This window comes from Streptococcus sp. NLN64 (assembly GCF_015831295.1).
In the GTDB taxonomy this organism is placed as follows: Bacteria; Bacillota; Bacilli; order Lactobacillales; family Streptococcaceae; genus Streptococcus.
This window is the reverse complement of record NZ_JADXDQ010000074.1, coordinates 1-7,715: the sequence shown is the minus strand read 5'-3', so window position 1 is coordinate 7,715 and position 7,715 is coordinate 1. Positions and strand designations below refer to the sequence as shown.

The window sequence follows — 7,715 nt, the reverse complement described above, 5'->3', positions numbered from 1 at the left end:
TACGCTCAAGGCCTTGACACAAAATCCCCTTCTCTTTGCTTCACAACTAGGCTCAGCAGGCATCAATCTGCCAAATAAATTGTCCTATTTTTAGAAAAATGGTTGACAAATGGTAGAAAAATCTCTGGGGGAGATTTTGAGCTTGCCGATACAACTTTCGAATAAAGTTTCAAATAAGTAGGGCAAGATGAGCCAACACAGTAATAAAAAATAAACTAAAAGGGTATATCAGTTACCGCACCCCAAAACAGGAAGACCTACTTACTTGAAATATGACTACAAGAATGGGAATTATGTAGACTTGCATTTGAAAACAAATCCTCATTGAAATTTATTTATGTAAAAAATGAATTGAGTTTTTGAAATTGGAAATACAAAATCTAAAAAAAGTATAGTAGAATAGAGCTACTAAAAATAACCATATTGGAGAGGGCTTATGAATACAATTGATTTGACAATTCCAGTAGCCGAAGTTTTAGATAAGCATCCCGAAGTGAAAGATCTCTTGATTGAACTGGGGTTCACACCACTATCCAATCCAGTAATGCTCAATACCGTTGGAAAGATCACAAGTTTGAAGCAAGGTTCGAAATTGGCAAAGATTCCATTGAAATCCATTCAAGAGCAATTGGAATGGAATGGTTATACAGTTATTGGAGGATTAGATGACTAATCAGACACGAATTGATTTACTAAAGCAAATCTTAATAGACTTGCATCATGGAGCCAGTCCAGAGTCTGTTCAAGATCTATTTAATGAACATTTTACAGGAGTCTCAGCCCTTGAGATTTCGATGATGGAACACGAGCTCATGGGAAGTGATACAGGTATTACCTTTGAAGATGTGATGAAATTGTGTAATGTTCATGCTAATCTTTTCAAGGGGGCCATCGCGAATGTTGAGGTGGCTGATAGTGAGCAAGAAGGACATCCTGTTTTTGTTTTTAAGCAAGAAAATCTTGCTTTACGGGCTGCCTTGCTACGGATTCGACGCTTGTTTGATCAGTTTGAGAAACATGACCTAGATCCGGAAATTAGCGCACAGATGCTCCAAGGCTTAAAAAGACAATTCAAGCTCCTATCTCAGTTCGAATACCACTATACTCGTAAGGAAAAACTCTTTTTTCCGATTATGGAGAGATACGGACATGATGCTCCTCCGAGAGTGATGTGGGGAGTGGATGATGATATTCGTAATCTCTTTAAAGAGAGCCAACTCCTTCTTAACCAGTATCATCTAGATGGGGATGATATAGGACCCATCCGTCAAGCCTTTGATCAGTTTGCGTCTGAATTTGAAGAGATGATTTTCAAAGAGGAATCCATTTTATTAATGATCCTACTAGAAACCTTTTCACAGGACGATTGGCTTGCTATTGCAAATGAAAGTGATGCTTACGGCTATGCTATTGTGCATCCAACTGCCAAATGGATTCCCAAGCGCCAAGAATTTCTCGAAGCAGCCACAGAAACAGAAGAGGGGACAGAAAATTCATCATCCCAGTACCAACTTGACACACCTGCAGGAACAATCTCCATTTCGTTTACCCCAAAAATGAGGGAAACTTTGGTAGATACACAGCAAGTCCAATCATTCGGTCATGGGTACTTATCACTTGAACAGGCAAATTTGCTGTTAAACCATCTTCCATTAGAACTAAGTTTTGTGAATAAAGATGATATCTTTCAGTATTATAATGACAGTCATCCTAGTGATGAAATGTTGTTTAAGCGTACGCCAAGCCAAGTTGGACGCCACGTTGAATTATGCCACCCTCCAAAAATTGTAGAGAAGGTTCGAACGATTATTGACCTCCTTCGAACAGGCCAGCGAGACGAAGTTCCAATGTGGTTTAAAAAGGATGAAGCAACCTTTATTTATGTTGTTTATAAAGCCGTCCGAGATCAGCAGGGAGAGTTTCAGGGGGTTTTAGAATATGTTCAAAATATTCAACCTTTTTTCGAATTAGAAAATGAAGTGCAACGAGATATTTCTGAAGAATAGTTAAGCCCTACAGTCAAAGCTGCTCTATTCAAACAATATGTCTTCTCCCATTAGTCTAGCGAGTCATAAACAATTCTTATTGGGCACCTCTATAATGCGTCAAAGTGGGTTCACTAACTAAAATAGGTAGGTTGAGACTTTTGTCCCAACCTCTTTTTTCTTACAAAAATGTAAGTTAGGAGCCAGTCTTGTAAGATTTGTAGTAGGGATATTTTTCTATAATAGAGACAGAAAAAGTAAAGAAAGAAGGAAACAGATGTTATTAGAAATCAATCATTTAGAAAAGGTTTATCGGACTCGTTTTTCCAAAGAGGAAACACGCGCCCTCCAGGATGTGGATTTTAAAGTTGAAGAAGGTGAGTTTATTGCGATTATGGGGGAAAGTGGATCTGGTAAAACAACTCTTCTTAATATTTTGGCCACCCTAGATAAACCGAGTAGAGGTTCTGTTATCTTAAATGGCCAAGATATTACTAGAATTAAAGAGGGAAAATTAGCTGATTTTCGCCTTCGAAATCTAGGGTTTGTCTTTCAAGACTTTAACCTCTTGGATACCTTAACGATTCAGGACAATATTTTTCTCCCACTTGTGTTAGCTCGTAAATCGTTTCAGGAGATGGAACGCAGCCTGGCAGTGTTAGCTCCCCAGCTGGGTATTCAAGATTTATTGCAAAAACGTCCGTTTGAATTATCTGGTGGACAGAAACAGCGTGTTGCCATTGCTCGTAGTTTAATCACCAAACCACAACTGGTTTTAGCGGATGAACCGACAGCAGCATTGGATTATCGAAATTCAGAAGACTTACTCCATCTTTTTGAAGAAATCAATCATTCTGGTCAGACAATACTGATGGTAACCCATTCTGCCAATGCGGCTAGTCACGCCAATCGAGTTCTCTTTATCAAAGACGGTCGGATATACCATCAACTTTATAAAGTGGGAAAAACAAATCAAGATTTTGCTAAAGAAATTTCGCTAGCAATGTCTAGCTTGCTAGGAGGTGAATAGATGTTTTATGTTAAACTAGCCTTACAGAATATTCAAAAGTCCTCCCGTATCTTTGCTCCATTTGTATTAGCCAGTCTTGTCCTCTTTACGATCATGTCGGCAGTTTTTTCCCTCATGCTCAGCCCCGTGATTGCTAGCCTCGGAAGTGGCGGCATAACCTTATCTTTGGGTATTGTAGTACTAACAATTTTCTCCTTAAATATGGAAATTTATAGTTTTAAATTTCTGTTGCAACAACGAACGCGAGAATTTGGTCTCTACAATATGCTGGGAATGAATAAAAAAAAGGTTTCGCTGATTGCTAGTTTGGAACTATTCTTTATTTTTTTGTTGATAGTGATTGCCGGATCCATCTTGGGGACGATTGTATCCAATCTCTTCTATCTTCTTTTTGTTAATTTGGTGGGTTATCATGAACTAAATTTTACGGGGAGTCCCTTAGCTTCGTTCATTACAGGACTGATCTTTGCAGGAATTTTCCTAGTTCTGGAGTTTATAGCCATTTATCAAATTGGAAAAACCAATCCTCTTGTTCTTTTCAGAACCAGTGAGAAGGGGGAGAGAGAACCTAGAGGAAATAGTCTTTTTGCGGTTCTAGCCTTGTTAAGCCTTGGTTTTGGTTACTATCTTTCTCTCTCATCCAAAGCGAGTGGAGTAGAGATTATTTTACGCTTTTTTATCGCAGTTCTTTTGGTCATTGCTGGAACCTATCTTTTCTATATGAGTTTTATTACTTGGTTTTTAAAAAGACGTCGAAAGAATAAACAATATTTTTACCAACCAGAGCACTTCATTACAACTTCCCAAATGATTTTTCGAATGAAGCAACATGCAATGGGCTTGGCCAATATTACGCTTTTAGCAGTTATGACCTTTGTAACCATAGCGACAACGACTTCTTTGTATGCAGGAACAAATGAAATTGTAAATAATCTTTATCCAACAGACACATCCTTAGAATATTTTGCGGAAACAAGAGAGCAAGGTGAGAACCTCTATCGTGAGTCTGTTTTAAACTCTTTCCCCGAAACTGAGAAGAATGCTCTATCTTACTTGGCTTTTCAGACTGCCATCCGCTATCAGGGTGGAGAATCGGTTACAATTAATCCAGAAACAATGGGGGATTTGAATCCAACAGAAATTCTCTTTACTTACCTGGTTACCCAAGATGATTTTCGAAAATTAGGGAACCAATTACCGACTCTAGCTGATAATCAACTGGCCTTTGTTCGAATGAATGAAAAAACAAATCTAAAGGCATTGAGGTTGGGTGATCAACATTTTGAGGTTGTTCAAAATCTAACCAAAGCTCAGTTTCCTGATGTGGCGAATACCTTTCAGTCTGCAGTCCTTGTAGTTGCCAATGATACGGTTTTAGAATCCTTTAAAAATTATTTCCAATCTCTCCAGCTAACAGGCTTTCCAGTTAACAGCGTTTACCGAGTTCTGACAAATCTTTCATCTGAACAGGTCTCTCAAATTGCAAGTGCTAATGGTGATAGCTATCTATTCGAAAATAAGGAGGGTGACATTCTTGGTAGTATCATGCAGAAACAAGAATACCAAGATCTAATGATTGGTTTCACAGGTGGTTTTCTTTTCACAGGATTTCTCATTGGAATGAGTTTTATTCTGGGAGCTGCCTTAATTATCTACTACAAACAATACTCTGAAGGACATGAGGATAAAAAATCCTATAAAATTTTACAGGAAATTGGAATGAGCCAGGAAGCCGTTAGGAAAACCATTAATTCTCAAATTGTTATCCTCTTCTTTTTACCTTTAGCGATAGCGATTCTGCATTTTTTGGTCTCAACTGTGATGCTTCGACAAATGCTGGCTGAATTTGGGATTTATTCATCTAATCTGATTTACACTGTTAGTGCTGTAACCCTTATCTTGGTGGCAATTACCTACTATATTATTTATAAGTGGACCAGTCGTACCTACTACCATATTATTGAACGATAATTTGAAAAGTCAGAGATTTTTGTCTCTGGCTTTTTCCTATGTTAATTCCTGGTTATCTTTTTATTTTTCTGACAAAAGGTGTTAGAATGTCACTATGAAACAAAGTGTCGTATACATTGTTGAGGATGATGCCTTGATTGTCAATCTTCTCAAACAACATTTAGGTCAAAATTACCAAGTTATGAGTGTGCAGAATTTCCGTGCAGTGAGCCAAGAAGTTGCAGAAATCCAGCCAGATATTATTTTGATGGATATTCGTTTGCCCTACTATAATGGCTTTTACTGGACCACGGAGATTCGTAAGAGTATGACCATGCCCATTATTTTTATATCCTCTAGTGATGACGAGATGAATGCGGTGATGGCTATGAATATGGGCGGTGATGATTTTGTGACCAAGCCCTTCTCTTTGGAAATTCTGGATGCCAAAATTGGTGCTTTTTTACGACGGGTGAATCAATTTGCACCTGCTCAGGACTTCAGTGTGGATGATTTTCATCTGAGTTTGGAAGGGCGCTTGCGACGAGGACAAGACCAGGTACAGCTAACCCCAACGGAAACACGGATTTTGAAAGCCCTCTTTAAGGGGCAGGGACAGGTTGTCAGCAAGGACGAATTGCTCAAGGACTTATGGGAGAATGAAGATTTTATTGACCAGAATACCCTCAATGTCAATATGACCCGTTTGCGGAAAAAGGTAGCGGAAGTGGGGTTTGATCGGATTCATACTGTACGGGGAGTGGGGTACTTGGTTAAATGATAGGCTCTTTTTTTCGAGAATACCGTACATTCTTTCTTGCTTATTTTTTACTGACAAGCTCTTATCTGATTTTGTTCTATCTTTACCAACTTCCCTGGGCCTTCTTTCTGCAATCTGTCTTTTTATCCTGGACTATCTTTCTTATTCTCATTCTAAGCCTTTTTTGGAAATTTTTTCATCGAATGAAAGCCTTACAAGATGGAATTCATGAATCTGACCTCTATCTTCTCAATAAGCCCATTGACCGTGCTTATTTATCTTTGCTTGAAAAGGAGAAGGACGATGCCCGCCAGCAACTCTTGTCCTATAAGAAAAGGGAAGAAAATCTTCAAGCAGTGGTCAAGTTATGGTCTCATCAAATGAAGGTGCCACTTGCAGCCCTCTCATTAATGAGTCAGACGAAGAAACTGGATCCACAAGACGTGGACAATCAGCTCTTACGATTGGATAATTACCAAGCCAACCTCCTTAACTACCTAAAACTCAGCAATCAGAGTAGTGATTTCCGCTTTGAAGAAGTAGAAGTGCGCCAAATCATGGTTGACTTAGTAAAGAAATACCGCACCCACTTTTTACATAAACAAATTGCTGTTAGTATAGAAGGCAAGTGTAAGCTTAAATCTGATCGAAAATGGCTTTCCTTCGCCCTCTCCCAAATCCTAGATAACGCTATCAAGTATAGCCAAGAAGGCGGATCCGTCCAGATTCAACTGGATAAGGGGGTCCGTATCAGCGACCAGGGCATTGGTATTCTGCCAGAAGACATCCCCCGCCTCTTTGACCAAGGCTTCACCGGATTTAATGGCCGCGAACACCAAAAAGCCAGCGGCTTTGGTCTCTACCTAGCCAAGCGCGTGCTCGACCAACTAGAATTGGACATTGAGGTTAGAAGTCAGGTAGATGAAGGAACACAGGTAGTGGTGTATAAGAAGTAAAGGGGAATGAAATAGTGATCACTAATGCTGTTTTTCATTTAATAATTTTTAAAAATAGATTTAATTAAACTGCCTAGGAGACTTTCATCTTTTTTATTAAATGAGAAGGTAAGAGATAAAATTCAGTGAAAAAGATAGAAATAACTGAATTATGCTATAATTGGTTTAATGATTCAATAAGGAGATTATAGAATGATGACAAAAACAATAGATGTTGCAAGATATATAATCTATGCTTATGAACAAATTTCAAATTCACGCTTTGAAACTCAGGAGTTGAAGTTACAAAAGTTAATGTATTTTGCCCAAAGAGAAAGTTTTGCTTTAGTGGGAAATGAACTATTTCCAAGCGATTTTCAAGGCTGGAAGCACGGGCCAGTCTTACCTGAATTACGTTATTTCTTTGAAGAAAACTATGAACCTTATACAGGCGATGATGGTTCTTTAACTGCTACAGATAAATATGTGATTGAAAGTGTCATCAATAAGTACGGGCATTATGATGCATGGTATTTAAGAGATTTATCTCATGAAGAAATGTCATGGAGAAATAGCCGTGAAGGATTAAATGATTCAGAAAGTGGGAATAAAATCATATCAAAAGATGATATTCGGAAAGATTCTGAGAAAGTACGTGTCTATGACTCACTGTATGATATGTATTTAGATGAGTTTGAAGAATTTGAAGAAGGAGAAGTAGTTTTACGAGTAATATAGTCTTTTAGATTATAAACTTGTAAGTAATTGCGAAATACTAGATGTTTGTTTAATTCAATTGAATTCTTTGTGCAGACATAAAGGTGATGTTTATATAGATGCTCTTTATTTTGATAACTAAAACTCCAAGCAGGCTTCGCCTGCTAACTCATGACGGAAAATTAGTTCAGGTATATAATAAAGATGAGCGATACAAATCCGTAAGTTTATTAGGGCTTTGCCGAGCCTGTAACTAAAACTGGATGAATAAGAGTCATGAGATAACTCGAATACGCCTTGAGCGTGAAAATAAAATTACAAAACAGCCTCTTATTCGA

7 protein-coding genes are annotated in these 7,715 nt (G+C 38.1%); all 7 read left to right on the top strand.

The window, feature by feature from the left end; translation table 11 throughout:
* Window positions 1–436 precede the first annotated feature (436 nt).
* The 7 genes from I2503_RS08670 (at window position 437) to I2503_RS08640 (ending at window position 7,398) form a co-directional block, all read left to right on the top strand.
* The gene (locus I2503_RS08670; RefSeq protein WP_196091087.1) at window positions 437–673 is read left to right on the top strand and encodes a DUF1858 domain-containing protein; all 237 of its coding nucleotides are present in this window, start codon (window positions 437–439) and stop codon (window positions 671–673) included.
* Complete coding sequence (locus tag I2503_RS08665) at window positions 666–2,006, top strand: DUF438 domain-containing protein (protein WP_196967692.1); 1,341 nt, start codon at window positions 666–668, stop codon at window positions 2,004–2,006. The genes I2503_RS08670 and I2503_RS08665 overlap by 8 nt, the downstream gene beginning before the upstream one ends.
* Window positions 2,007–2,262: 256 nt before the next feature.
* Window positions 2,263–3,015: an ABC transporter ATP-binding protein gene (locus tag I2503_RS08660; RefSeq protein ID WP_196091085.1), complete on the top strand. Its 753-nt coding sequence runs from the start codon at window positions 2,263–2,265 to the stop codon at window positions 3,013–3,015.
* On the top strand, window positions 3,016–4,986 hold the full coding sequence (locus I2503_RS08655; RefSeq protein WP_196967691.1) for an ABC transporter permease: 1,971 nt from the start codon (window positions 3,016–3,018) through the stop codon (window positions 4,984–4,986).
* A 94-nt stretch (window positions 4,987–5,080) separates the two neighbouring features.
* Window positions 5,081–5,746, top strand: a complete 666-nt coding sequence (locus I2503_RS08650; RefSeq protein ID WP_196967690.1) for a response regulator transcription factor — start codon at window positions 5,081–5,083, stop codon at window positions 5,744–5,746.
* The gene (locus I2503_RS08645; protein WP_196967689.1) at window positions 5,743–6,681 is read left to right on the top strand and encodes a sensor histidine kinase; all 939 of its coding nucleotides are present in this window, start codon (window positions 5,743–5,745) and stop codon (window positions 6,679–6,681) included. Before I2503_RS08650 ends, I2503_RS08645 begins: the two co-directional genes overlap by 4 nt.
* A gap of 192 nt (window positions 6,682–6,873) precedes the next feature.
* The gene (locus I2503_RS08640; protein WP_196967688.1) at window positions 6,874–7,398 is read left to right on the top strand and encodes a type II toxin-antitoxin system antitoxin SocA domain-containing protein; all 525 of its coding nucleotides are present in this window, start codon (window positions 6,874–6,876) and stop codon (window positions 7,396–7,398) included.
* Window positions 7,399–7,715 lie beyond the last annotated feature (317 nt).

Excerpts from the sequence above, each read along its gene's own strand:
- I2503_RS08645 (WP_196967689.1), top strand. The coding sequence starts at position 5,743 with ATGATAGGCTCTTTTTTTCGAGAATACCGTACATTCTTTCTTGCTTAT.
- I2503_RS08655 (WP_196967691.1), top strand. The coding sequence starts at position 3,016 with ATGTTTTATGTTAAACTAGCCTTACAGAATATTCAAAAGTCCTCCCGT.
- I2503_RS08650 (WP_196967690.1), top strand. The coding sequence starts at position 5,081 with ATGAAACAAAGTGTCGTATACATTGTTGAGGATGATGCCTTGATTGTC.
- I2503_RS08665 (WP_196967692.1), top strand. The coding sequence starts at position 666 with ATGACTAATCAGACACGAATTGATTTACTAAAGCAAATCTTAATAGAC.
- I2503_RS08670 (WP_196091087.1), top strand. The coding sequence starts at position 437 with ATGAATACAATTGATTTGACAATTCCAGTAGCCGAAGTTTTAGATAAG.
- I2503_RS08660 (WP_196091085.1), top strand. The coding sequence starts at position 2,263 with ATGTTATTAGAAATCAATCATTTAGAAAAGGTTTATCGGACTCGTTTT.
- I2503_RS08640 (WP_196967688.1), top strand. The coding sequence starts at position 6,874 with ATGATGACAAAAACAATAGATGTTGCAAGATATATAATCTATGCTTAT.